Here is a 1,951-nt window from a genome sequence, read left to right on the forward strand (position 1 = left end):
CGTCGCCCGGCAGCGCGGCCAGCGCGGCCAGCGCTTGCGCCTGGTCCGCTTCCGCCACGGTCGCCACCACGCCCAGCCGCAACGCCATGCCGCTGCGCAGCTGCGCCAGCGTGCCCTGGGCGGCGATGCGTCCGCCGTGCATGATCACCAGCCGGTCCACCCGGTCCTGGATCTCGGCCAGGATGTGCGAGGTGATGACGATGGTGGCGCCGCGCGCCCGCACCGCGCGCAGGATGGCGTAGAAGTCGGCGATGCCTTGCGGATCGAGGCCGTTGGTCGGTTCGTCCAGGAAGATCAGGTCCGGCTCGCCCAGCAGCGCTTGCGCCAGTCCCAAGCGTTGCCGCATGCCTTTCGAATAGCCGTGCACCGGCCGGTCGGCGGCGCCGGCCAGGCCGACCTGTTCCAGCAGCGCCGGGCAGGCGCCGCGCGCCACCCGCTTCAGGTCGGCGAACAGGTGCAGCACTTCCCTGCCGCTGAGGTTGTCGTAGGTGACGAAGTTCTCCGGCAGGTAGCCGATGCGGCGCCGCGCCTGGCGGAACGCCGGCGCGCTGGTGCGCTGGCCCAGCACGTGCAGCGTGCCGCTGCTGGGCGTGATCAGCCCCAGCATCAGCTTGAACAAGGTGCTCTTGCCGGCGCCGTTGTGGCCGATCAGGCCGAACATTTCGCCGCGCGCGATGTCGAGCGTTACTTCATGCAGCGCCGTCACCGCGCCGAAGCGCTGTCCGACGCCGGCCAGCGACACGGCGGCGCCGGCGGGTTCAACGTGGGTAGATGTCATGCCATTTTTTCCAATCAAGGGAGGCGGGCCGCATGCGCGGATGCTTGTCGACCACGCTCGGCGCCCGCAGCAGCGGGAACTGGCGCGCGACGAAGCGCAGCGTCTGCAGCGCGGGGCTGGCGCTGAGCAGCTTCATCAGCGGGTACTGCCAGCCGAGGCGGTCGACCACGTCGTTGGCCTCGTACGGCAGGTCGCCGATGCCGTCGGCGTTCTGGTCCCAGCCGCCGTAGTTGCTCCAGTAGTTGCCGGCCGTGCGGCCCCATTGCACGTCCTGCGCGGCCACGAAGCGCACCTGCTCCTCGTTGCCGATGAAGTCGTTGTTGTCGACCTGGTTGTTGGACGAGCCGGCCGACAGGTGCACGCCGGTGCGGTTGTTGATCACCAGGTTGCGGCGCACGATGTTGTATTCGGCGTCGTAGATGAAGAAGCCGCGGTCGTTGCCGGCCACCACGTTGTCCTCGATGACCGAGTCCTGGATGGTGCGCAGCATGATGCCGTGGTCGGCGTTGCCCCAGGCGATGTTGTGGCGCACGATCAGGTTGCGCACTTCCATCAGCGCCAGGCCGGCGCGGTTCTGGTAGACCTCGTTGCCTTCCCAGGTGCTATGGTTGGTGTTCATGTAGTGCGTGCCGTAGCGCACGTGGTGGATGCGGTTGCCGCGAAACAGCGCGTCGCGCGAGACGTCCACGTAAATGCCGTCACGCGTGACGCTGATTTCGTTGCCGATCACCTGCGCGCCGCGCGTGTCGTACACCTGGATGCCGTTGCCGCGCGCGGCCGATTGCAGGTCGGACCGGCCGGTCACCACGTTGCGCAGCAATTGCGCGTCGTCCGAGCGCTCCAGCCAGATGCCGAACAGGTTGGCGGCCAGTTGGCAATCAGCGATGGTCACGCGGTGGCTGCCCGGCAGCACGTAGATGCCGGCGTTCTGCGCGGTCAGGTCGATGCCGCTGTCGCGCACCACCAGGCCGGCCAGCGTGACGCCGGGCGCGCTGACGCGGATAACGTCGGCGCTGCCGGCGCCGCTGATGACGGGGTGGCCCTCGCCCTGCAGCGTCAGCGGCTTGTCGATGCGCAGGTGTTCGACGTAGCGGCCCGCCTCCACGCGCACCGTGTCGCCCGGCTTGGCCTGCGCGATGGCCGCGGCGATCGACTCGCCGGCGCGCACCCGCA

At 69.2% G+C, this 1,951-nt stretch carries 2 protein-coding genes; both read right to left on the reverse strand.

Annotation, left to right across the window (positions count from 1 at the left end):
* Positions 1 to 778: ABC transporter ATP-binding protein (locus GTP90_RS35550; RefSeq protein ID WP_161087909.1), on the reverse strand; the 778-nt coding region annotated here is incomplete at its 3' end.
* Entirely contained in the window at positions 759 to 1,946 is a 1,188-nt protein-coding gene (locus tag GTP90_RS35555) for a nitrous oxide reductase family maturation protein NosD (protein ID WP_371875190.1), read from the reverse strand. The genes GTP90_RS35555 and GTP90_RS35550, both read right to left, overlap by 20 nt.
* Positions 1,947 to 1,951: the final 5 nt, after the last annotated feature.

Origin of the sequence: Duganella vulcania (genome assembly GCF_009857655.1) — a bacterium.
GTDB classification, from domain to species: Bacteria; Pseudomonadota; Gammaproteobacteria; order Burkholderiales; family Burkholderiaceae_D; genus Rugamonas; species Rugamonas vulcania.